Consider the following 20,997-nt stretch of genomic DNA (forward strand, 5'->3'; position numbering starts at 1 on the left):
CGTCCCCCTACGCCCTGGAGGCGTGGGGGGACCCCCAGCGGGGGCGACCCTGCACGGCCCCTCCTCGCCGTACACGGCACAGCGGCCCCACGCCCGCAGACTCCGCACCGCGAGCCACAGCCCGGGGAAATCCGGCCCGCAGTCGGCGTACGACCGGGGTGTGGCCGTGCAGGGTCGCCCCCGCAGAGGATGGCGGCAACGGGCGGGCTCCCCTGCCGGAGCCCAAGGCCGCCGGCCTCGAGGAGGTGAGCCCGGAGGGGCCACATCCCCCACCCACCAGCAGGCGCCGCACCGCAGGGACGCCGAAAGCGCCAGGCCCCGCACCGGGGGCCCGACCGAGAGGTGAGGGCTACGCGCCCCGCACGCCGCCGAGCGCCATCGAGACGGCCGTGTCGGCGATGGAGGACGGGTCCTCGGCCGCGCCGAGCTCGATACGGCGGACCGCCGCGTCGACCACGCCCTGAAGCAGCATCGCGGCCAGCCGCGGCTGCTCCTGGCCCAGCTCCGCCAGCGCCTCGACGATGATGGCGACGAGTCCGCCGTGCGCGGCGCGGATCTTCTCGCGCGCCCCGTCGTCCAGTTCGCTCGCGGAGATGGCGACGACCGCCCGGTGGCGCCGGTCGCCGACGAGATCCAGCTGGGTGCGGACGTACGCCTCGACCTTGCCCTCGGGCGTCTCTGCCCGCTGCATCGCCGCCTCGACCTCCGCCGCCCATACGGGGAAGTCGACCGCGCACAGCTCTTCGACGACGGCGGCGCGGGAGCGGAAGTACTCGTAGACGGAGGACCGGGCCAGGCCGGTGCGCTCGGCGAGGGCGGGGAAGGTCAGCGCCTCCGTCCCCCCTTCGGACAGCAGGGAACGCGCGGCGTCCAGCAGGGCGCCGCGCTGCATGGTCCGGTGCTCGGCCACGGAGGCCGCTCGAATCCTGGGCACGGCTCCACTGTACGACCGCCCGTTCGGCGTCACCGTCCTACATCGGCCAGCTTCGCCCTCAGCTGGAGTACCGACTTGGTGTGGATCTGGCTGACCCGGCTCTCGGTGACGCCCAGCACGTTACCGATTTCGGCCAGGGTCAGGCCCTCGTAGTAGTACAGCGTGACGACCGTCTTCTCGCGCTCGGGCAGGGTGTTGATGGCACGGGCGAGCAACCGCCGCAGCTCGCGGCCCTCGGCCACCTCGACGGGGTCGTCCGCGGCGGTGTCCTCCAGGGTGTCCATGAGGCTGAGCCGGTCGCCGCCCTCGCCGCCGACATGCAGCAGCTCCTCCAGGGCGACGACGTTCGCCAGGGACAACTGGCTGAAAACCGCGTGCAGTTCCTCCAGGGCAATGCCCATTTCCGCGGCGACCTCGCCCTCCGAGGGGGTGCGCCGCAGCTGGGCCTCCAGGGTGGCGTACGCGCGCTCCACGGCCCGTGCCTTCTGCCGCACGGAGCGCGGGATCCAGTCCAGCGCCCGGAGTTCGTCGATCATCGCGCCGCGGATCCGGGTGATGGCGTACGTCTCGAACTTGATCGACCGCTCGATGTCGAACTTCTCGATCGCGTCGATGAGTCCGAAGACCCCGGACGACACGAAGTCCGCCTGCTCCACGTTGGACGGCAGACCGACGCTCACCCGGCCCGCGACGTACTTCACCAGCGGCGAGTAGTGCAGGATCAGCTGTTCCCGCAGCCGCTCGTCGCCCGTGTCCTTGTACGACCGCCACAGCTCGTCGAGTGACGAGGGTGCGGGCGGGCGCACGGTGCTCCGGGCAGCGGGAGGCACCGCCGCGCGGTCGGACCCGGAGGTGTGCTGGGGCATGCGTCGCCTTGAGCCGTTCTGCTGGGTGTGAGGGGGACGGGGGATGGTGACGGGATGCGGAGGGGGTAATTCTGGTGAGCGTAGCGTGACTGCGGAGTCGCAGTGAGCGAAGGCCACTGGATCGTGGCTCCGTGGGGGCGTGCCGTCGGCCGCATCTTCGAATGGGGCCCATGGAGCCGACTGCGCGCGCGCCGGCCCCTCTGGCGTCGCCGGGAGAGCTGCGAAGGTCATCGCCCTCACCTTTTCACCCGAATGCTGCAGGTCAAGCACCGCCTCGCCGGGCGTTCGGGCGACGTACGGCCCCGGCCGTCAACTGCCAACCGTCGCCTCGGCGTTCGACGAAACCGAGGGAGTGGAGTTCGTACAGCCTGCCGAGCGCCTCGTCAACAGTCGTGCCGGCGTCTCGCGCGATGTCGGTACCGGTCGCGGCTCTCCCGCGCGCGGGCAGCGCTTCCAGCACGCGTGCGCTGACCGGGTCGAGGAGGTCCCTGGGCAGGACCGGCCCGCGCCGGGGCGGGGCCAGGTCTCCGATGTCACCGACCAGCTCCGCGACCTCCGCGGCGTCGGTGACCAGTTCGGCCTCGCCGCGCAGCAGCTCGTGCACGCCCGCGGAGAGGCCGCTGGTGGCCGGGCCGGGGACGCCCATGGTGAACCGGCCGAGCTGCTGTGCGGCACGGGCGGTCACCAGGGAGCCACTGCGGTACTCGGCCTCGACGACGACCGTGCCCCGGGTGAGCGCGGCGATCACGCGGTTGCGCAGGATGAACCGGCTCGGGGTCGGATGGGCGCCCGGTGGCAACTCGCCGATGACCAGGCCCTGTTCGGCGATACGACCGATCAACTCGGTGTGCCCGCGCGGATAGGCCGTGTCGACCCCGCAGGCCAGCACGGCGACGGTCGCCCCGCCGGCGGCCAGCGTGCCACGGTGCGCGGCCCCGTCGACGCCGAACGCCGCGCCGGAGACGACGACCCAGCCACGCTCGGCGAGCCCCGAGGCGAGCGTCGCCGCCATGTGTGCCCCGTACGGGGTGCAGGCGCGTGCCCCGACGACGGCGACGGAGCGCAGCGCCCAGCGGCGGAGGTCGGGCCGGCCGCGCACCCAGAGGCCGACGGGCCGGGCGTCCCCGAGATCGTCGAGCTGGCTCGGCCACTCCGGGTCGCCCGGCACCACGAACCGCCCCCCGCATGCCTCCACCGCAGCCAGGTCCCGCTCCGGCTCGGCGCGCGCCGCCCGCATCCGGAAGCCCTGGATCCGCTGCTCACTCACCCCGGTGAGCGTGTCCGCCTCGTACGGGACGGACGTCAGCCGCCGGAACAGCTCCACGGCCCCCAGCTCGCGCAGCCACCGCCCACCGTGTTCATCACCCGGTTCGACGACCCGCGTCAACCCCGCCCGCGCCCATCGCTCCCGCTCGGTCACCCTCTCAGCCATGCCGCTCCCCCTCCCCGGCCGTGGTTCGCATCCCGTCCGTGCCGCCCGTGCAGCCCTCACCGATCCCCCGCCCATCACGCCCCACCGGTCCGGGCCACCCCGCGCCACCCCGCCCCGTCCGCGGGGTCCGCCGTGCCGGCTCACCGCGGGTCCCCGACCGGCATGGGCACGCCCCGGGCGATTCCGGTGCGGAGCTCCAGCGCCAGGTTGACGTCGTCCGGGCCGGGCCGGTCGCGGCCCACGAGGTCGGCGATCGTCCAGGCGACCCGGAGGACACGGTCCAGTCCGCGCGCGGTGAGCAGGCCCCGCTCGATGTCCCGCTCGGCGGGGGCGAGGGCGCCGGGGGCGACGTGCCAGCGGGTGCGGAGCTCATGGCCGGGCACCTCGCAGTTGACGTTCCAGGGTGTGCCGTCCAGGCGGGTGGAGGCGCGCGCCCGGGCCTCCAGCACCCGCGCGGCGACCGTCTCCGTCGACTCGCCGCGCCCGCCCTGGGCCAGCAGGTCCGCGCGGGTGACCGGTTCCACCTCGACGCGCAGGTCGACCCGGTCGAGCAGCGGTCCCGACAGCCGGGCCTGGTAGCGGCGGATCACCGACGCGGGGCATTCGCAGCCCGCCCCGTGAAGGGTGTGCCGCCCGCACGGGCACGGGTTGGCCGCCAGCACCATCAAGAACCGCGCCGGGAGCCGCACCACTCCCGCGCTGCGCGCCACGACCACATGGCCCGACTCCAGGGGCTGCCGCAGCGCGTCCAGCGCCTTGCCCGAGAATTCGGGCGCCTCGTCCAAAAAGAGCACCCCTCGATGAGCGAGCGAGACGGCGCCGGGTCTCGGCAGCCCGTTGCCGCTCCCGACCAGGGACTGCATGGTCGCGGAGTGGTGGGGTGCGCAGTAGGGCGGCCGGTGCACGAGCGGTTCGCCCGGCGGCAGGAGGCCCGCCACGGAGTGGACCGCGGTGACCTCAAGGGCCTCCTGGCGGGTCAGCGGCGGCAGGACGCTGGGCAACCGCTCGGCCAGCATGGTCTTGCCCGCGCCCGGTGGGCCGGACAGCAACAGGTGGTGTCCACCGGCCGCGGCGACCTCCAGGGCGACGCGCGCCACCCGCTGACCGGCGACGTCCGCCAGATCGGGACCGTCGGCCGGGTCGGGGCTGAGCCCGGTGCCCACGCCGGCGCCCGGGACCAGCAGCCCGGCCAGCATCGCGTCGGGCCGCCCCGCCTCGTCGGGCTCCTCCTCCGGCACCGGCTCGTCCGCCAGCACGGCGATCAGCTGCCGCAGCGTCCGGACGCCGAGGACGGACACGCCCGGTACCAGCGCGGCCTCCCCCGCGGTCTGCTCCGGGACGACGACCTGCCGGTATCCGGCCTCCGCGGCGGCGAGGACCGCGGGCAGCACACCCCGCACGGGTCTGACCCGCCCGTCCAGCCCGAGCTCACCGATGAGGACGAGGTCGGCGATGGTTCTGGGGTCGACACGCTCGGCCGCGCCCAGGACCGCCGCGGCGACGGCGAGATCGAATCCCGACCCGCCTTTCGGTACGGAGGCCGGGCTGAGCCCGACCGTCAGCTTCTTCTGCGGCCACTCCGCGTCCGAGTTGACGATGGCCGCCCGGACCCGGTCCCGGCTCTCCGTCAGGCTCTTGTCCGGCAGCCCGACCAGCGTGAACGCCGCGACGCCCGGTTCAAGATCCGCCTGGACCTCCACGACCACGCCCTCGACGCCCACCAGGGCCACCGAACACGTCCGTGCGAACCCCATCAGGCCACCCCCCGCACGTGCTCGACCAGCGGCGCGCCGCGGCGGGGCAGCAGCACACCGACCAGATCGATGCGCACCCCGCCCGCCGGCGGCCCGCCGTGCCGCTCCAGCCAGCACGCGGCCAGCCGCCGCAGCCGCTCGGCCTTGGCGGGCGTCACCGCCGCCATGGGATGTTCGAAGCCGCCGCCTCTTCGGGTCTTGACCTCGCAGATGACCACCGTGTCGCCGTCCCGGGCGACGATGTCGATCTCCCCCGCCCGCCCGCACCGCCAGTTGCGGGCGAGCATGGCCATCCCGGCCTCACCCAGCCGGCGGACCGCCAGCTCCTCGCCGTACCGCCCCAGTGCCCCCGTCGCGTTCATTTCCGGCACCACCTCCGGCACCGACTGTGACGCGTCGGAGCCGGGCTTGTGGATCTTGGTGGACAACCGGCCGGTTGGGGAAAACTCCATCACCCACACCGGTGAACAGACGCCCAGGGCTCAGCCTGCCGGGCGTACCAGAAGCGGGGCGCACCACACGGCTGAGCCCGCCCGCTTCACCAGGCTGCCCCCGGGCCCACCAGGCTCAGCCCGCCCACTCACCAGGCTGTGCCCCCGGGCCCACCAGGCTCAGCCCGCCCCAGCGCACCACGAGCGCTCAGCTGCCGGGCAGCTCCAGGTCGCTCTTGTTGAGCTCCTCGATGTTGACGTCCTTGAAGGTCAGGACACGCACCTGCTTGACGAACCGCGCCGGACGGTACATGTCCCAGACCCACGCGTCCGCCATGGACACTTCGAAGAACACCTCGCCCTGCACCGAGTGGACCTGCATCTCGTAGTCATTGGTGAGGTAGAAGCGACGCTCGGTCTCGATCACATATTTGAACAGACCGACGACATCGCGGTACTCCCGGTAGAGCTTCAGCTCCATCTCGGTCTCGTACTTCTCGAGGTCCTCGGCGCTCATGGCATGTTCCCCTTCAGCCGTGCGTGCCCCCATTGTGCTCCAGTCTCCTGCGCCCCTAGACGATTTCGGGGGCCAGGACCACCGGCGTAGCAGGGGGTCCCTCGTCGAGCAGCGTGCGCAGCAGCTCGGCGAGTCGTGTCGGGTACACCGTCTCACGGGCCGCCGACAGTTCGGCGGAGGTCCACCACCTCAGCCCCGCGACACTACGGCTCTCCAGCTCGGTCAGCGCGCCGAGTGCCACCGTGGTCCGGGTCGTACGGGCCAGGTAGTACCACTCGTCCTGGTGCCATCGCCGTCCCGCGAAGGGGAACGAGCAGACCCGCTGCCACACCACGGGCCCGAGCTCCACGTCCGTGAGGCCGGTCTCCTCGGCGAGCTCGCGCAGGGCGGCCTGCTCCCGGGTCTCGTCGCCCTCGACCCCGCCACCGGGGGTGAACCACCAGGTGTCGGACGGGTCGTCCGGCTCGTAGCCGTGCAGCAGCAGGATCCGGTCCTGCGGGTCCAGCAGCACCACCCGGGCCACCCGGCGCAGGGGTGTCTCCTCAGCCATGCGCGCCCACCCCCGTCCGGGCCCGGCCCGCCCGGGACAGCCGTCCCGCGATCGGCCCGTACGCCGCGCCGCCCAGGATCAGCACCGCTCCGGCCGCCACCGACCCGGCCACCAGCTTGACCGGGCCGGGCCGCGACACACCGCCGGGCAGCGCGGCAAAGCTCCGCGGCCGGTCCACCATCGCGGCGGGCGGCCATGCCACGGCGTCCACCCGCGCGCTCACCGATACCCGCGGTACCGAGCCGTGCCCGGGGTCCTGGAGGTGGACGCGGGAGTCCTGCGAGGACCCGCGCTCGTCGCCGAGGAGGAAGAGCTGCCCCTCGGGCACCGCCGCCGAGAACTCCGCCGTGGACGCGGGCCCCTCCGAGCGCAGATACGGTTCTTCGACAGCCGTGCCGTTGAGAGTGAGCCGGCCCGCGCCGTCGCAGCAGGCGACCTTGTCACCGCCCACGCCGACGACCCGCTTGACCATCGGCAGATCGCCCCAGGCCGAGTCCTTGAAGACCACGACGTCACCGCGCCGCACCTCGGCGCCGTCTATCCGCTGCGCCAGCACCCGGTCGCCGGCGTCGACGGTCGGGGACATCGAGTCGGTCGGCACGGCGTACGGCTGGTACTCGATCGCCCCCCAGACGAACCCGCCCAGGAAGAGCACACAGCCGACGGCCACGGCCAGCCCCGACAGCACGCTGCCGAGACGGCCGCGGCCGTCGTCCGTCGTGACGTTCTTGCCCATCCCAGCGCTCCCCACCTTCGGAGGTCGACGATCTGGGACGGCACCCTACCCGCGGGGTCCTACTCGGCGGTATGCCGAGCGGGCGGACCGGAGGCGGTAGGAGCCTCAGCCGTCCCGGCGCTTACGCCGCCACAGGACCACCGGCAGGGCCGCGGCCAGACCCAGCGCGCCCGGCCCGGCCATCTCCACGGCGGCGCTCGACGCCACCGCCGCCGCGCTCAGCCCCGGCTGGTCGAACGTGTCGGGTACCGGCAGCGTGGACCAGCGGGTCACCGGCCAGGCCACCACGACCGCGCGCCCGACGACCTGGTCGTTGGCGACCGTGCCGCTGCCGGGCAGCTCCTGGTGGTAGCGGGAGTCCAGCGAATTCTGGCGGTTGTCGCCCATGACCCAGATACGGCCCTCGGGCACCTTGATCGGCCCGAACGGCTCGTCGTCGCACGGCGTGGAGCCGGGGTTGATGTACGAGGTCTCGTTCAGCGTCCTGCCGTTGACGACGACCTTGCCGCCCTTCTTGCAGCTCACGGTGTCACCGCCGACCGCGATGACCCGCTTGATCAGGTCCTTCTCCTCTGCGGACGGCATCAGCCCGATGAAGCTCAGGAACTTCTGCACCGCGTTGGGCTCGGGGGTGGGCTCGCCCTCCAGCCAGCCGCCCGGGTCGTGGAAGACGACGACCTCGCCGCGCTCCGGCTCGGAGCCGAACCACGGGGTCAGCTTGTCCACCAGCACCCGGTCGCCGCGCTGCAGGGTGTTCATCATCGAGTCCGAGGGGATCGAGAACGCCTGCACCAGGAAGGTCTTGATCAGCAGCGCCAGCAGCAGCGCGATGCCGATCAGCAGCGGCAGTTCCTTCCAGAACGAGCGCGGCCTCGTGGGCTCCTGGGGACCCTCGTCGTCGGCGCTGTCGTCCTCAGCCGGACCGGTCGTGGACGGGGGTTCCTCGACGGGACCCGAAGAGGAAGGCCGTCCGAACTGATCGGGCCTCTCCTCGGGCTCGTCGTGTCCGGATCGTGCGCCGACCGCCAAATCCCCCACATCCACTCCTCACTCCGTGCAACCGCCGGCCCCACAGCAGGGGCAGGCCCACCACTCCCATAACGAGCGGGAGTTCCGCAGGGGTCGGGAGCCCGGTAAATCCGTTCACATTCCGAGAGGACACACTATGCGACGCGCCGAGTGCCGTCGCAGTCCCGGTCCGCGAGTCCGGAACGGAGGCGAAAGTGTCCGGTTCCTCCAGTCTGCGCCAGTGGTCGAGGGGCCAGGCGATGACGACCGCCCGTCCGACGACCTCCTCTTCCGAGACCGTTCCCTGAAACGCCTCGTTCAGGTGAAACCGCGAGTCCGCCGAGTTCGACCGGTGGTCCCCCAGCACGAAGATCCGCCCGGCCGGCACCTTCACCTCGAACGGGATGGTGGAGGGGACGTCTCCCGGGTGCAGGTACGGTTCGGTGAGCGGTACGCCGTTGACGGTGACCCTTCGGTCCGCGTCGCAGCACTTGACGGTGTCCCCTCCGACCGCCACCACCCGTTTGATCAGGTCCTGTTCGTCCTCGGACGGCAGCAGGCCGATGAAGGTCAGCACCTGTTTGACCTGCTTGACGACCACCGGGTCGTCCTTCTTGGGCGTCTTCTCCTGCTGGAGCCAGCCACCCGGGTCCTTGAAGACGACGACGTCCCCGCGCTGTGGCTTCGAGCCGAACCACGGCGTGAGCTTGTCCACCAGTACCCGGTCGTCGATCCGGATCGTCTGCTCCATGGAGCCGGACGGGATGACGAAGGCCTGCACCAGGAAGGTCTTCAGTACGAGCGCGATGAGCAGCGCCACGGTGATGAGGAGGGGTACCTCCTTGACGGCCGAACGGCGTCGGCGCCGCTTGACCTTGCGGGCCAGTTTGCGCCGCTCCGCGCGTCCGGGCAGGGGCCGGGCGCCGTCCGTGGGCCGTGAGCCGGTGGGCAGCCGGGTGTCGGCCCGGTGGCTTCCCTGCTTGCCGCGGTTACCCATGGCCCCCGCCCGCGGCTCCCGGCTCCGGTACGTCGCGGAAGGCATCCGTCGGCCCCACCTCCGACCAGCGCCCGAACGGCCAGCCGATCCAGTCGGCCCGCCCGATCACCTGGTCCACGGGGACCATGCCGCCCCCTGGGGAGCCCAGGTGGTCGCGGGAGTCGCGCGAGTGGCTGCGGTGGTCCCCCATGACCCACAAGGTGCCCCGGGGCACGACGATGTCGAAGGGCACCTGCGAGGGCGTGTCGCCGGGGTACAGGTAGCCCTCGTCCACGGGTACGCCGTTCACCTCGACCCTTCCCCCCTTGTCACAGCACTTCACGCGGTCGCCTCCCACCCCCACCACGCGCTTCACGAAGTCGGTGTCGGCGGGCTCGGCGAGGCCGAGTGCCGCAGCCGCCCCGTGCAGCAGCCCGGCGACCGGATTCCGCTCCGGCGCCTCGCGAACGAAGGACCCGGTGCCGTCGAAGACGACCACGTCCCCCCGCCCGGGCTCGGAACCGAAACGGTACGCCAACTTGTTCACGAGCACCCGGTCGCCGATCCGGAGGGTGGGTTCCATGGACCCGCTGGGGATCTGGAAGGGCTGCATCACGAAGTGGCTGAGCAGCAGCAGGAAGACCGCGCAGGCGAGGCCGGTCAGCCCGAAACGCCGCCGGAAAAGCACGGAGCGCGACCGCTCCTCCGTGTCGGAGGAACGGTCGCGCTCTGTGTGCTGTGCTTCGGTGTCCATCGGAGCCAGATGGTATCCGGCCCTCCTGTGACGCTCAGTTCAAAGCCGAGGCGCGACGGGGGTGAGCCGGAGCTCAGTTGTCGCGCTTCTCCTTGATCTTCGCGGCCTTGCCGCGCAGCTCGCGCAGGTAGTAGAGCTTGGCGCGACGGACGTCACCGCGGGTCACGAGCTCGATCTTCTCGAAGATCGGGCTGTGCACCGGGAAGGTGCGCTCGACGCCGACGGAGAAGGAGACCTTGCGGACGGTGAACGTCTCGCTGACGCCCGCGCCCTGGCGGCGGATGACGACACCCTTGAACTGCTGGATACGGGAGCGGTTGCCCTCGATGACGCGAACGTGGACGTTCACGGTGTCACCGGGACGGAACGCGGGGACGTCGGTCCGCAGGGAGGCGGAGTTGACGGCGTCGAGCACGTGAGCCATGTGTGTCTGCTTCCTCGCTGATGCCACAGGTCATCAACGGAATATCGAGATGAGAAAGGGGTGCTGATCGCGTCGGACGGGCGTCGTGTCCCCCTGTGGCAGGGGCGCACGCCGGACGTACAGCAGCGGCCTATTCTTCCACGTCCTTGGGCCTGCGCCAAAATCGGCCACCGGGTTCGGGGGCCCAGCCCAGCAGGGAGAGGGTTTCGCGGTCCTTCTTGTCGAACGCCGAGGCGTCGCAGCGCTCGATGAGGTCGGGCCTGTTGCGGGCGGTCCGCCGCAGCGCCTCGTCCCTGCGCCACCGGGCGATCTTGCCGTGGTGGCCGCTGAGCAGCACGTCGGGGATGCCTCGGCCGCGCCACTCGGGCGGCTTGGTGTAGACGGGGCCTTCCAGCAGATTGGCCATCGCGCCGGGGGCGAAGGAGTCGTCCCGGTGGGACTCGGCGTTGCCGAGGACGCCGGGCAGCAGGCGCGCCACGGCTTCGGTGATCACCAGGACGGCGGCTTCCCCGCCGGCGAGCACGTAGTCGCCGATGGACACCTCGTACACCGGTATCCGGGTGGCGTACTCGTCCATGACGCGGCGGTCGATGCCTTCGTACCGGGCGGGGGTGAAAATCAGCCAGGAGCGCTGGGACAGCTCGACGGCGAGTTCCTGGGTGAAGGGCCGCCCGCTGGGGGTGGGGACGACCAGCACCGGTCCGTGCGCGCCGCCGTCGTAGCCGGAGGCCAGCACGTCGTCCAGGGCGTCGCCCCAGGGCTCGGTCTTCATGACCATGCCGGGGCCGCCGCCGTAGGGGGTGTCGTCGACCGTGTTGTGCCGGTCGTACGTCCACCGGCGCAGGTCGTGTACGTGGACGTCGAGCTGACCGCGTGCGCGTGCCTTGCCGACGAGGGAGACGTTCAGCGGTTCCAGGTACTCGGGGAAGATCGTGACGACGTCGAGTCGCATCAGATCTCGTCCTTCGCGACCTCGGAGGAGTCCTCCACGTCCCTGGAGGAGGCGATCTCGGCGCGGTCGTCGATGAGCCCGGGCGGCGGGGTGATGACCGCCTTCTGCTCCGCGAGGTCGATGTCGGCGACGATCTCCTCGACGAACGGGATCATGACCTCGGTGCCGTCGGGCCGTTCCACGACGAACAGATCCTGCGAGGGCAGGTGCGAGATCTCGGTGATCCGGCCGACCTCGGTGCCGTCGGCGAGGACGACGTCCAGGTCGATCAGCTGGTGGTCGTAGTACTCGTCGGGCTCCTCCGGACGCTCGTCCGGGTCGACGTCGGCGATGAGCAGGGTGTTGCGCAGTGCCTCGGCGGCGTTGCGGTCCCGTACGCCCTCGAAGCGCAGCAGCAGCCGGCCGCTGTGCACCCGGCCGGTCTCGATGGTCAGCGGCCCGGCGGAGGCCGGGTCCGTGGCCAGTACGGCACCGGGCGCGAGCCGCAGCTCGGGTTCGTCGGTACGCACCTCGACGGTGACCTCGCCCTTGATGCCGTGGGCGCGGCCGATCCGTGCGACTACCAGCTGCACGTCTTCATCTCTCCTGTCCTACGACAACGGGCCGGGGTGGGCCGTAGCCCTCCCCGGCCCGTGCCGGCGCACTTCAAGGTAAAACTGCCAACGTGTTCAGCGGACCTGGTCCACGTCGACGAGGTCGACACGGATGCCCCGGCCGCCGATGGCGCCCACGACGGTACGCAGAGCGCGAGCGGTGCGGCCGTTGCGGCCGATCACCTTGCCGAGGTCGTCGGGGTGGACCCGGACCTCCAGCACGCGCCCCCTGCGCAGGTTGCGCGAGGCGACCTGCACGTCGTCGGGGTTGTCGACGATGCCCTTCACGAGGTGCTCGAGAGCCTCCTCGAGCATGCTCAGGCCTCGGGCGACTCTGCGGCCGTCGCCGCAGACTCGGTCTCGGCCTCGTCCGCCTTCTTGTCGGCCTTCTTCGCCTTCGGGGTGATGGCCTCACCCTTGGTGTCGTCGCCCTCGAGCGCCTTGGCGAAGGCGTCGAAGGAGGCGCGCTTGTCTTCCTTGGCCGCCGGGGCGAGCAGCGGCTTCTCCGGGGCCGGGAGGCCCTTCACCTTCTGCCAGTCGCCGGTGAGCTTCAGGATCGCGAGGACCGGCTCGGTCGGCTGGGCGCCGACGGACAGCCAGTACTGCGCACGCTCCGAGTCGACCTCGATGCGCGACGGGTTCTGCACCGGGTGGTACAGGCCGATCTCCTCGATGGCCCGGCCGTCACGGCGGGTACGGGAGTCGGCGACGACGATGCGGTAGTGAGGCGAACGGATCTTGCCCAGACGCTTCAGCTTGATCTTGACTGCCACTGGTGTGGTGTCTCCTGGTCTTGACGTGGTTGGGCACAACGGGATGCCGCGTGGGGTTGCGGTACTCGAGTGCCCGATGGACGCGTCAGCCGGAGGAGAGAGGGGTCCTGTTCGACTGTCGAGTACAGCTAGCCATTGTGCCACATCACGCGGGGTCAGCTCGCCGCGCCCACGGCTTCCGGGATGCGGAACGGCTTCCCGCACCCGCCGCACACGATGGGCGCCTGCGCGAGGACCGAGGGCACGACCCGTACGTTGCGACCGCAGTCGCACACGGCCTTGACCCGCACGCCGCCACCGGAGGAGCCGTGCCGTGCGGCCGGCCCGCGGAAGGAGCGCTTGGTGTCCGCCGCCGTGGCGACCGTGTGCGCCTTGAGGGCGCGCTGGAGCCGCTCGATCGTCGGGCGGTACCGGCGCTTGGCCTCGGGGCTGAGCGTGACCAGGGAGAAGCCGCTGCTGGGATGCGGCTCCTCGGAATGGTCCAGGCCCATCTCCTCGGCGATCGCCAGGAATCTGCGGTTGTGGTAGCGACCGGCGCGCGAGGTGTCGCGGACGCCTCGCGCGGCGGCGATGCCGTGGACTGCCTCGTGGAGCAGTCGCTCGAAGGAGAGCTCGGCGCCACACGCGGACGACGACTCTCCGATCAGGGATTCGGGCGCGGCAAGATCGGGCAGCTCGGGGTGGTGCCGCTGAATGTCGGCCCACGCCTGTGCCAGCTCTGCGGCGAGAACAGGTGGTGTCGTGCTCACGTCGTGACAACGAGCCGGAGTGCCCCCGGGTTCCATTCCGGGGCATCCCAAATAATTTGCACGTACCAGTCAGTTGCCGTTGATGCGTCCTGACGAGGGCCAGTGCGCTGATCTGCGGAGAAGCCGCGCAGCTCGCAACAAGGTGGTACGTAGCGGCGCGTACGCCCCGGCGCGTAGCCGACTTTCGTGCGCCGGTCGCCGCCCAGGTCAGGGGGCGCGCGCGGCAGGGCGCCGGCCCGGTGCCAAAGCGACAGTACCGGGGCCGCTCGCCCGGCGCCGCACCGCCCCGTGGCCCGGCGGCACTCGGTCGGTTCCCTCGCAGGCCAGGACGGGCCGGAGGGTCCCGGTCACCCTCTTGGCATGGCGGGAATCAGCGACCGCCTCCACTATGGGAGGTGGTTCGTGCCGCACTCGGGGGCGCACAGCCGGGGCACGCAAGCATTGCGCCCCTACCCCTGGACTTGGGGGCGGATGCGGAGTTCCCTGGCTACGGGGAGTGCGAGCGCACGTACACGGGGGCTGTCAATCAGGGCACAGACGCACAGATGGACCTCTCGGCGGATTGGGGCGCTTTCGATGACACCTATGCTCGTCCAGCACCACCCCCACCCGGCCTCGGCCCCTCCGGCTTCGGACGCGCCCGGCCGTGCCCGCGACTGGGCGGAGATCCAGGAACGGATGCTGGTTCCGCTCTACGAAGCGGTGTACCAGCACCTGGAGGTCGGTACCGGAACGCGGCTGCTCGGTCTCGGATGCGGCTCCGGCCTCGCCCTGCTGATGGCCGCCGCGCGCGGCGCGCAGGTGACGGGCGTCGACACCGACCACGCGCGCGTGGACCTGGCTCGTCAGCGGCTGCTCCCCGACGCGGGCGGGCGGGAGACCCACCGCTGTGGCGAGACGAGGCTGCTCTACGGCGGGCCCGCGGATGCCGCGGATCCCACCCGTCCGGCGTACAACCTCATCACCGCCTTCCAGCCGATCGGCTGCACCGCGGGTGACTCCGACGGGCTGGCGCCCGCGCTCGCCGCGGCCGTGCGGCTGGCGGAGCGGGGCAGCGCGGTGGTGCTGGCGGGCTGGGGCCCGCCGGAGCGGTGCGCGACCTCGGCGGTCCTCAGAGTGGCCGGCCGGCTGACCGAGCGGCTCCGTACGGGCGCCACCTGGCGACCGGCCCTCCGGGACGACCTGGAGGAGGTGGCCGCGCGGGCCGGGCTCAGGCCGGACGGCTCCGGACGGGTGGCGTGCCCGTTCGGGTACGCCGACATGGACAGCGCCGTGCGCGGGCTGTTCTCGACCGGCCTGTTCGACCCGGCGGTGGCCGCCTCCGACCAGGCGACGGTCGAGAAGGAGGTCACCGAGGCCCTCCACCCGCATGTGCGCCCCGACGGGACCGTGTGGATGCCCAACGTGTTCCGCTACCTCGTCGCCAGGACGCCCTGAGGCCGGTGGTCACTCCTTGGTGACACGGGGGATGCCGGCCGCCCGGTAGGCCGCTTCCTCCTCCAGCGTCTCGTTCTCCAGGAGCGCCGCCGCCAGCGCGTCCAGTCGGGTGCGGTGCTCCTGGAGCTGCCGGCAGGCGCTCTCGTAACACTCGTCGACGATGCGGCGCATCTCGTGGGCCACGGCGTCCAGCGTCGCGGGCGCCGCCGACAGCCCGTACGCCTGCTGGGCGTCGCCGGGGATGGCGCTGAGCCGGCCGACCCGCTCGCTCATGCCCCAGCGGCCCGCCATGCCGCGCGCGATGTTGGTGACCTGTTCCAGGTCGCTCTCGGAGCCCGTGGTGACGACACCGAAGACGACGTGCTCGGCCGCCATGCCGCCCAGCGCGCCGATGATCCGGCCGCGCAGGTAGTCCTCCGTGTACGCGTACTTGTCGGCGTCCGGCGTGGACAGGGTCACCCCGAGGGCCCGGCCGCGGGGGACGATGGTGACCTTGCGGACCGGATCGGCGCCGGGCTGGAGCATGCCGAGCAGCGCGTGACCGCTCTCGTGGTACGCGGTACGGCGCCGCTCCTCCAGGGGCATGACCAGGGCGCGTTCCGCACCGAGCTGCACCTTCTCCAGCGCGTCGGAGAGGTCCGAGCGGGTGACCTGGTGCTGACGTCGTTTGACCGCGAGGAGGGCGGCCTCGTTGGCGAGGTTGGCCAGCTCGGCGCCGGTCATGCCGGGGGTGGTGCGGGCGACCTGGGTGAGGTCGACGTCGTCGGCCAGCGGGATGTCGCGGGTGTGGATCCGGAGGATGGCCTCGCGGCCGCCCCGGTCGGGCGGGCTGACGTGGACGATCCGGTCGAAGCGGCCGGGGCGCGTGAGCGCCGGGTCCAGGACGTCGGCGCGGTTGGTGGCCGCGATGACGATGACGCCCTCGGAGCCGGAGAAGCCGTCCATCTCGGTGAGGATCTGGTTCAGCGTCTGTTCCCGCTCGTCGTGTCCTCCCATGGCGGCCCCGCCGCCCCTGACGCGCCCGATGGTGTCGATCTCGTCGATGAAGATGATCGCCGGGGCGACCTTGCGGGCCTCGTTGAAGAGTTCCCGTACGCGGGAGGCGCCGACGCCCACGATCATCTCGATGAACTCGGAGGCGGACGCGGAGAAGAACGGTACGCCCGCCTCGCCCGCCACGGCCCGCGCCAGCAGCGTCTTGCCGGTGCCCGGCAGGCCGGACAGCAGTACGCCGCGCGGCATCTTGGCGCCCATCCGCCGGTACGCCTGCGGGTTCTTCAGGAAGTCGACGACGTCGTTGAGCTCGCCCTCCACCTCGTCGATCCCCGCGACGTCGGCGAAGGTGGTCCGCTGCCCCACCTCCAGCTCGACCGGCTTGGGCGGGGCCTTCCGCCCGAGCATGCCGCCCGCCCCGAACCCGGCACCCCTCATGCGCCGGGCGATGAACAGCCACAGCACGACGAGCAGCAGGATCGGCGCCAGCGAGAACAGCAGGTTGGCGAGGAGGCTCGGTCTCTCGACGACCGGCTCGGCCGTCACGGTGACCTTCTGCCTGGTCAGCTCGGCCCAGAGGTCGTCGTCGGCGAACGCGGGCCGCTGGGTGGTGAAGCGCTGCTTGTTCTTCAGCTCGCCCTCGATGGCGTCGCCCTTGGAGTAGATCTTGGCGACATTGCCGTCCGTCACCTGCCGGCTGAACTCGGTGTACGAGATGGTCCGCTCGTCGCCGTCACCGAAGAAGGACAGGGCCAGATTGGTGAGGACGAAGACGACCACCGCGGCGAGGAGCAGCCCCATCCAGCCGGGCATCTTCTTGCGGGGAGGGGACGGAGGCGGTGCGCCCTCGGAGCGCCAGGGCTGATCGGTGCGGTCGCGCGGGGGTACGGAATTGGCCACGCAGCCATGATGCGAGAGGCGGGCGAAAGTGGCATTACGGGCATGTCGCCCTTGAAGGGTGTGAGGCGGCGTCCGAACCCGCGAAGGGCACCCACCCCAGGTGGACGCCCTCCGTGACGTGCGGGGTGACCGGTGGTCAGCCCATGAACTTCTTGAACTCGTCGGGGAGCTCGAAGTCCTTGCCCGGCTGCCCGCCCGGGAGGCCGAACGCGCCGCCCTGCTGTGCCTGTTCGCGGCGCTCGGCGGCGGCCTGCTCCTCGGCCTTGCGCTTCATCGGGTTGCCGCTCTTGCGCTTGCCCTTGGCCTGCTTCTGCTGCTTCTTCTGCCGGCCCGGGCCGCCGCCCATGCCCGGGATCCCGGGCATGCCCGGCATGCCGCCGCCCTGGGCCATGCGGGACATCATCTTGCGGGCCTCGAAGAACCGCTCGACCAGCGACTTGACCGCGCTGACGTCGGCACCGGAACCGCGGGCGATACGCGCCCGGCGGGAGCCGTTGATGATCGTCGGGTCCTGGCGCTCGCCCGGGGTCATCGACTTGATGATCGCGGCCGTACGGTCCACGTCACGCTCGTCGATGTTGTTGATCTGCTCCTTCATCTGGGCCATGCCCGGGAGCATGCCGAGCAGCTTGGAGATGGAGCCCATCTTCCTGACCTGCTCCATCTGGGCCAGGAAGTCGTCGAGCGTGAAGTCCTTGCCCTTGCTGCTCGCCAGCTTGGAGGCCATCTTGGCGGCCTCTTCCTGGCTGAAGGTCTGCTCGGCCTTCTCGATCAGCGAGAGCACGTCACCCATGCCGAGGATGCGGGACGCCATGCGGTCCGGGTGGAACGCGTCGAAGTCGTCCAGCTTCTCGCCGTTGGAGGCGAACATGATCTGGCGGCCGGTGACGTGCGCGATCGACAGGGCGGCACCACCGCGGGCGTCGCCGTCGAGCTTGGAGAGCACCACGCCGTCGAAGCCGACGCCGTCACGGAAGGCCTCGGCCGTGTTGACCGCGTCCTGACCGATCATGGCGTCCACGACGAAGAGGACCTCGTCGGGGCTGACGGCGTCGCGGATGTCCGCGGCCTGCTGCATCAGTTCCTGGTCGATGCCGAGACGGCCGGCGGTGTCGACGATGACCACGTCGTGCTGCTTGGTCTTCGCGTACTCGATCGAGTCCTTGGCGACCTGGACCGGGTCACCGACGCCATTGCCGGGCTCGGGGGCGTAGACGCCGACGCCCGCGCGCTCCGCGACGACGGAGAGCTGGTTGACGGCGTTCGGACGCTGGAGGTCACACGCGACGAGGAGCGGCGCGTGCCCCTGGCCCTGGAGCCACTTGCCGAGCTTTCCGGCGAGGGTGGTCTTACCTGCACCCTGGAGACCCGCCAGCATGATCACGGTCGGCGGGTTCTTGGCGAACCGCAGGCGGCGGGTCTCGCCACCGAGGATGCCGATGAGCTCCTCGTTGACGATCTTGATGACCTGCTGGGCGGGGTTGAGCGCCTGCGAGACCTCGGCCCCGAGCGCCCGCTCCTTGACCTGCTTGATGAAGGCACGCACGACGGGCAGGGCGACGTCGGCTTCCAGCAGCGCGATACGGATCTCACGTGCCGTGGCGTCGATGTCCGCCTCGCTGAGGCGGCCCTTGCCCCGGAGGTTCTTGAATGTCGCTGCAAGGCGGTCGGAGAGGGTATCGAACACGGCGGTCGCGGATCCTCGGGTGTAGGGGGCGGGCGGACAGTCGTCCCCCAGGGTATCCGCCTCGCGCGGCTGAGCATCAGCCCCGCCCGGAAGCGGCCCCGGGCTACCGGTTCCGGAGATCGGCCTCCAGGGCGCGGGCCACCTCCGAGGCCTCTTCCGGCGGGAGCGGGGCGCCCGTCGCGTCCGTGACGTAGAACGCGTCCACCGCGTTGGCGCCCAGCGTCGAGACGTGGGCGCTGCGGACCCGGACGGCGGCCGTTTCGAGGGCGCGGCCGATGCGGTGCAGCAGGCCGGGCGCGTCGTGGGCGCGGACCTCGATGACCGTGGCCAGCGTCGAGCCGGCCGCCGCGACCGTGACGCGCGGGGGCGGGGCGGTGACGCCCCGGCGGCGCGGGTAGGCCGCTTCGCGCTCGGCCAGGCGGGCGGCGATGTCCAGGGAGCCGTCGAGGGCGCGGACGAGGTCGGCGCGCAGCCGGGGGCCTTGCGGGAGGGAGCCGTACTCGGCCGCGACGCGCCAGTTCAGTACGAGGACGGCGGCGGGACCGATCTCGGTGGGCAGGTCGATGGCGCGCAGGTCGGCGGAGCGGACGGTCAGGCGGTGCAGGGCGAGGACCCCGGCGACGGCGGGCAGGACGCCCGGCTGGTCGGGCAGGGCGATGAGGAGCTCGACACCGACCGGTTCCGGTTCGGTGTGGTCGGCGGGGTGGTCGGCGTGGAGGGTCAGCACCGGTTCGCCGGTGCGGAGGGCCTCGACGGCGAGCCGTTCCTCCTCGGCGCCGGGTGCGACGGGCTCCGGGGCGGGCGGTGCGTCGCCCGCGAGGACGCCCCCGACCCGTTTGACGAGGTCGGCGACGAGCGAGGCGCGCCAGGAGGACCAGGCGGCGGGGCCGGTGGCCAGGGCGTCGGCCTCGGTGAGGGCGTGCAGGAGTTCCAGGGTCGAGGGCGAGCCGATGGCCGTGGCGACGGACTGGATGGTGGCCGGGTCGTCCAGGTCGCGGCGGGTGGCGGTCTCGACGAGGAGGAGGTGGTGGCGTACGAGGGTGGCCAGCACGCCCGCGTCGGCCTGGTCGAAGCCGATCCGGGCGGCCACGTCCCGGGCGATGGTCTCGCCCGCCACCGAGTGGTCGCCGGGCCAGCCCTTGCCGATGTCGTGGAGGAGCGCGGCGACCAGCAGGAGGTCGGGGCGGCCGACACGGCGGGTGAGCGCCGAGGCGCGTACGGCGGTCTCGACCAGGTGGCGGTCGACGGTCCAGGTGTGGACGGGGTTGCGCTGCGGGCGGCAGCGGACGCGTTCCCAGTCGGGGATCAGGCGGGTGATCAGCCCTTCGGCCTCCAGCGCCTCCCAGACGGGCACGGTGGGCTCCCCCGCGCCGAGGAGGGTGACGAGCTGCTCGCGGGCGTCGGCGGGCCAGGGCTCGGGCAGTGGTTTGGTGGTGGCGGCGAGGTGGCGGACGGCGTGCAGGGAGAGGGCCAGGCCGGACTGGGCGGCCGCCGCGGCGGCCCGCAGCGGGAGCACCGGGTCGCGTTCGGGGCGGGCGGTGCGGGCGAGGACGACCTCGCCGTCCATCTCGACGACGCCCTCGGCGAGCGGGGTGCGTTCGACGGGCGGTTTGCCGCCCAGCATCTTGCGCAGCCTGGGCCGTACGGAGCGGGCGCGCAGGACGCGGTTCACCTCGCGCCAGGTGACGTCACCGGCGTACGAGATGGTGCGGGCGGCCTCGTAGACCTGGCGGAGCAGGGTGTCGGAGTCGAGCAGGTCCAGGGCGGCGGCGACCTGGTCCTGTTCCTGGAGGGCGAGGCGGTCGGTCGCCCGTCCGGTGACGAGGTGCAGCGCGTCCCGGGTGTCCAGGAGGGTGCGGCGCGCCTCGGCGAGCCCTTCGCGCGGGGCGTCGGCGAGCCAGGAGGCGGCGACGGCCCGCAGGGCGGTGGCGTCGCGCAGGCCGCCCCGCGCCTCCTTGAGGTCGGGTTCGAGGAGGAACTGGAGCTCGCCCTGGCGTTCGGCGCGTTCCCGGCACAGCTCGTCGAGCTCGGGCAGCCGCTTGGGGGCCTGGTTGCGCCAGTCGGCGAGGACGGTCGTACGCAATCCGGCGACCAGTCCGAGGTCGCCCGCGACGGGGCGGGCGTCGAGCAGGCCGAGCTGGACCTTGAGGTCGTCGGCGGCGGTTCTGCGGGCCTCGGCGGGGGTGCGGACGGAGTGGTCGAGGGCGAGGCCCAGGTCCCAGACCGGGTACCAGATGCGGTCGGCGAGCGCCGCGATGGTGGCGGGGTCGGCGGTGCCGTCGTGGAGGAGGAGCAGGTCGAGGTCGCTGCGGGGGGAGAGCTCGCCGCGCCCGTAACCGCCGACGGCGACGAGGGCGGTGCCCCGCGGCGGAGCGGCCGCCGCGTGGAGGGCGGTCAGCCAGTCGTCGGTGAGCCGCGACAGGGCCGCACGGCGCGGCGGCCCGGACCGCGCCTCCTCGGTCCTTCGAGCTCACGGTAGGTCTCGATGGGGTCGCCTTTTATGATCAGGGCCCGGGCGCACTCCTCGCACC

20 protein-coding genes and 1 pseudogene are annotated in these 20,997 nt (G+C 72.1%); 1 reads left to right on the forward strand and 20 read right to left on the reverse strand.

Annotated elements, in window-relative coordinates; genetic code table 11:
- Nucleotides 1-349 precede the first annotated feature (349 nt).
- The 17 genes from ABT360_RS32135 to ABT360_RS32215 all read right to left on the reverse strand — a co-directional run bounded on the left by ABT360_RS32135 (nucleotide 350) and on the right by ABT360_RS32215 (nucleotide 13,449).
- Nucleotides 350-910, reverse strand: a complete 561-nt coding sequence (locus ABT360_RS32135; protein ID WP_351824507.1) for a TetR/AcrR family transcriptional regulator — start codon at nucleotides 908-910, stop codon at nucleotides 350-352.
- Between the two features lie 53 nt (nucleotides 911-963).
- Nucleotides 964-1,800, reverse strand: coding sequence for an RNA polymerase sigma factor WhiG (gene whiG / locus ABT360_RS32140; protein WP_351824470.1), 837 nt, complete (start codon nucleotides 1,798-1,800; stop codon nucleotides 964-966).
- Nucleotides 1,801-2,062: 262 nt separating this feature from the next.
- Nucleotides 2,063-3,232 (reverse strand): DNA-processing protein DprA, encoded by a 1,170-nt coding sequence (gene dprA / locus ABT360_RS32145; RefSeq protein ID WP_351824473.1) that lies wholly within the window; start codon nucleotides 3,230-3,232, stop codon nucleotides 2,063-2,065.
- 140 nt (nucleotides 3,233-3,372) lie between these two features.
- The gene (locus tag ABT360_RS32150) at nucleotides 3,373-4,986 is read right to left on the reverse strand and encodes a YifB family Mg chelatase-like AAA ATPase (RefSeq protein ID WP_351824475.1); all 1,614 of its coding nucleotides are present in this window, start codon (nucleotides 4,984-4,986) and stop codon (nucleotides 3,373-3,375) included.
- On the reverse strand, nucleotides 4,986-5,348 hold the full coding sequence (locus ABT360_RS32155; RefSeq protein ID WP_351824510.1) for a YraN family protein: 363 nt from the start codon (nucleotides 5,346-5,348) through the stop codon (nucleotides 4,986-4,988). Before ABT360_RS32155 ends, ABT360_RS32150 begins: the two co-directional genes overlap by 1 nt.
- A gap of 277 nt (nucleotides 5,349-5,625) precedes the next feature.
- Nucleotides 5,626-5,934, reverse strand: coding sequence for a DUF2469 domain-containing protein (locus tag ABT360_RS32160; protein ID WP_005311352.1), 309 nt, complete (start codon nucleotides 5,932-5,934; stop codon nucleotides 5,626-5,628).
- Nucleotides 5,935-5,989: 55 nt separating this feature from the next.
- The gene (locus tag ABT360_RS32165) at nucleotides 5,990-6,484 is read right to left on the reverse strand and encodes an NUDIX hydrolase (protein WP_351824478.1); all 495 of its coding nucleotides are present in this window, start codon (nucleotides 6,482-6,484) and stop codon (nucleotides 5,990-5,992) included.
- Entirely contained in the window at nucleotides 6,477-7,220 is a 744-nt protein-coding gene (gene lepB, locus ABT360_RS32170; RefSeq protein ID WP_351824481.1) for a signal peptidase I, read from the reverse strand. The genes ABT360_RS32165 and lepB (ABT360_RS32170) overlap by 8 nt, the downstream gene beginning before the upstream one ends.
- A 105-nt stretch (nucleotides 7,221-7,325) precedes the next feature.
- Nucleotides 7,326-8,249 carry a signal peptidase I gene (gene lepB, locus ABT360_RS32175; protein WP_351824513.1) on the reverse strand — a complete coding sequence of 308 codons (924 nt, stop codon included), beginning with the start codon at nucleotides 8,247-8,249 and terminating at the stop codon, nucleotides 7,326-7,328.
- On the reverse strand, nucleotides 8,134-9,225 hold the full coding sequence (gene lepB, locus ABT360_RS32180) for a signal peptidase I (RefSeq protein WP_351824516.1): 1,092 nt from the start codon (nucleotides 9,223-9,225) through the stop codon (nucleotides 8,134-8,136). The genes lepB (ABT360_RS32175) and lepB (ABT360_RS32180) overlap by 116 nt, the downstream gene beginning before the upstream one ends.
- On the reverse strand, nucleotides 9,218-9,958 hold the full coding sequence (gene lepB / locus ABT360_RS32185) for a signal peptidase I (RefSeq protein WP_351824484.1): 741 nt from the start codon (nucleotides 9,956-9,958) through the stop codon (nucleotides 9,218-9,220). The genes lepB (ABT360_RS32180) and lepB (ABT360_RS32185) overlap by 8 nt, the downstream gene beginning before the upstream one ends.
- 73 nt (nucleotides 9,959-10,031) lie before the next feature.
- Nucleotides 10,032-10,382, reverse strand: a complete 351-nt coding sequence (gene rplS / locus ABT360_RS32190; protein ID WP_064070301.1) for a 50S ribosomal protein L19 — start codon at nucleotides 10,380-10,382, stop codon at nucleotides 10,032-10,034.
- Nucleotides 10,383-10,512: 130 nt separating this feature from the next.
- Nucleotides 10,513-11,334 carry a tRNA (guanosine(37)-N1)-methyltransferase TrmD gene (trmD, locus tag ABT360_RS32195; protein WP_351824488.1) on the reverse strand — a complete coding sequence of 274 codons (822 nt, stop codon included), beginning with the start codon at nucleotides 11,332-11,334 and terminating at the stop codon, nucleotides 10,513-10,515.
- Nucleotides 11,334-11,906: a ribosome maturation factor RimM gene (rimM, locus tag ABT360_RS32200; RefSeq protein WP_351824491.1), complete on the reverse strand. Its 573-nt coding sequence runs from the start codon at nucleotides 11,904-11,906 to the stop codon at nucleotides 11,334-11,336. Before rimM ends, trmD begins: the two co-directional genes overlap by 1 nt.
- 96 nt (nucleotides 11,907-12,002) lie before the next feature.
- On the reverse strand, nucleotides 12,003-12,242 hold the full coding sequence (locus tag ABT360_RS32205; RefSeq protein ID WP_005311361.1) for an RNA-binding protein: 240 nt from the start codon (nucleotides 12,240-12,242) through the stop codon (nucleotides 12,003-12,005).
- Nucleotides 12,243-12,244: 2 nt separating this feature from the next.
- Entirely contained in the window at nucleotides 12,245-12,700 is a 456-nt protein-coding gene (rpsP, locus tag ABT360_RS32210; protein ID WP_351824494.1) for a 30S ribosomal protein S16, read from the reverse strand.
- A gap of 155 nt (nucleotides 12,701-12,855) precedes the next feature.
- Complete coding sequence (locus tag ABT360_RS32215) at nucleotides 12,856-13,449, reverse strand: hypothetical protein (protein ID WP_198944041.1); 594 nt, start codon at nucleotides 13,447-13,449, stop codon at nucleotides 12,856-12,858.
- Nucleotides 13,450-14,025: 576 nt separating this feature from the next.
- On the opposite strand from ABT360_RS32215, the gene ABT360_RS32220 reads away from it, so the two are divergent.
- Nucleotides 14,026-14,886, forward strand: coding sequence for a methyltransferase domain-containing protein (locus ABT360_RS32220; RefSeq protein ID WP_351824498.1), 861 nt, complete (start codon nucleotides 14,026-14,028; stop codon nucleotides 14,884-14,886).
- A 9-nt stretch (nucleotides 14,887-14,895) separates the two neighbouring features.
- Here ABT360_RS32220 and ftsH read toward each other — a convergent pair whose 3' ends face one another.
- The 3 genes and pseudogenes from ftsH to ABT360_RS32235 all read right to left on the reverse strand — a co-directional run.
- The gene (ftsH, locus tag ABT360_RS32225) at nucleotides 14,896-16,779 is read right to left on the reverse strand and encodes an ATP-dependent zinc metalloprotease FtsH (protein WP_351824501.1); all 1,884 of its coding nucleotides are present in this window, start codon (nucleotides 16,777-16,779) and stop codon (nucleotides 14,896-14,898) included.
- Nucleotides 16,780-16,915: 136 nt separating this feature from the next.
- Nucleotides 16,916-18,466: a signal recognition particle protein gene (gene ffh / locus ABT360_RS32230; RefSeq protein ID WP_351824504.1), complete on the reverse strand. Its 1,551-nt coding sequence runs from the start codon at nucleotides 18,464-18,466 to the stop codon at nucleotides 16,916-16,918.
- Nucleotides 18,467-18,569: 103 nt separating this feature from the next.
- A pseudogene (locus ABT360_RS32235) lies at nucleotides 18,570-20,924 on the reverse strand ([protein-PII] uridylyltransferase); the annotation flags it as partial.
- Nucleotides 20,925-20,997: the final 73 nt, after the last annotated feature.

This window comes from Streptomyces sp. NPDC000229 (assembly GCF_040300825.1).
Classification (GTDB): domain Bacteria; phylum Actinomycetota; class Actinomycetes; order Streptomycetales; family Streptomycetaceae; genus Streptomyces.

What these genes read in the sequence shown, in the direction of transcription:
- whiG (WP_351824470.1), bottom strand. Translation starts at nt 1,800, where the DNA reads ATGCCCCAGCACACCTCCGGGTCCGACCGCGCGGCGGTGCCTCCCGCT.
- dprA (WP_351824473.1), bottom strand. Translation starts at nt 3,232, where the DNA reads ATGGCTGAGAGGGTGACCGAGCGGGAGCGATGGGCGCGGGCGGGGTTG.
- ABT360_RS32150 (WP_351824475.1), bottom strand. Translation starts at nt 4,986, where the DNA reads ATGGGGTTCGCACGGACGTGTTCGGTGGCCCTGGTGGGCGTCGAGGGC.
- ABT360_RS32155 (WP_351824510.1), bottom strand. Translation starts at nt 5,348, where the DNA reads ATGAACGCGACGGGGGCACTGGGGCGGTACGGCGAGGAGCTGGCGGTC.
- ABT360_RS32160 (WP_005311352.1), bottom strand. Translation starts at nt 5,934, where the DNA reads ATGAGCGCCGAGGACCTCGAGAAGTACGAGACCGAGATGGAGCTGAAG.
- ABT360_RS32165 (WP_351824478.1), bottom strand. Translation starts at nt 6,484, where the DNA reads ATGGCTGAGGAGACACCCCTGCGCCGGGTGGCCCGGGTGGTGCTGCTG.
- lepB (WP_351824481.1), bottom strand. Translation starts at nt 7,220, where the DNA reads ATGGGCAAGAACGTCACGACGGACGACGGCCGCGGCCGTCTCGGCAGC.
- lepB (WP_351824516.1), bottom strand. Translation starts at nt 9,225, where the DNA reads ATGGGTAACCGCGGCAAGCAGGGAAGCCACCGGGCCGACACCCGGCTG.
- lepB (WP_351824484.1), bottom strand. Translation starts at nt 9,958, where the DNA reads ATGGACACCGAAGCACAGCACACAGAGCGCGACCGTTCCTCCGACACG.
- rplS (WP_064070301.1), bottom strand. Translation starts at nt 10,382, where the DNA reads ATGGCTCACGTGCTCGACGCCGTCAACTCCGCCTCCCTGCGGACCGAC.
- trmD (WP_351824488.1), bottom strand. Translation starts at nt 11,334, where the DNA reads ATGCGACTCGACGTCGTCACGATCTTCCCCGAGTACCTGGAACCGCTG.
- ABT360_RS32205 (WP_005311361.1), bottom strand. Translation starts at nt 12,242, where the DNA reads ATGCTCGAGGAGGCTCTCGAGCACCTCGTGAAGGGCATCGTCGACAAC.
- ABT360_RS32220 (WP_351824498.1), top strand. Translation starts at nt 14,026, where the DNA reads ATGACACCTATGCTCGTCCAGCACCACCCCCACCCGGCCTCGGCCCCT.